Raw genomic sequence first — 454 nt, 5'->3', positions numbered from 1 at the left:
ATTCCAAGCCGGGTGAACGCGTCATTGTGTGCGATGGTGGTGTGACATGACGAAAAAAACACAGGAACCGGGCGGATTACCGCCCGAATTGCAGGTCGGTCCAACAGATGATGTTACCCCACAAGGCATTCAACCCACTCTACCCGGTAAGCGGCGTGCTGATGAGAAAGCCTCTAATCTGGTTGTTGTCAAAGGAAATACGGTGCGTCATAACAGTGTTGACTACCCTGAAAATACCGTGATTGATTTACAGGATGACGATGCCAGACGCCTGATTCAGTTGGGGGTTATCCTGCGACTGGATGACCTGAGAGCGCAGTTATTATCCAGCAACCCAGTGACCGTTCAGGACGGAATTACCATTCAGCGGGGGGATCATGCCGATTGACTGGGATAAACATTTACTGGCCCCGCTGCATAAGCAGTTTGCAGAGCAGGTGAACTGGCGGCCTAA

Annotated in this window: 1 protein-coding gene; it reads left to right on the top strand. The window is 51.5% G+C overall.

Translation table 11 applies throughout. The annotated features are described in order from the left end of the window. Positions 1–46: 46 nt before the first annotated feature. A complete protein-coding gene (locus Xbud_RS19360) occupies positions 47–388 on the top strand; it encodes a DUF7210 family protein (protein ID WP_099137559.1) in 342 nt (113 codons plus the stop codon). The last annotated feature ends 66 nt before the right edge of the window (positions 389–454 follow it).

Source organism: Xenorhabdus budapestensis (assembly GCF_002632465.1).
Taxonomy (GTDB): domain Bacteria; phylum Pseudomonadota; class Gammaproteobacteria; order Enterobacterales; family Enterobacteriaceae; genus Xenorhabdus; species Xenorhabdus budapestensis.
The sequence above is the reverse complement of the archived record's forward strand: the minus strand, read 5'-3'. Positions and strand labels throughout refer to the sequence as shown.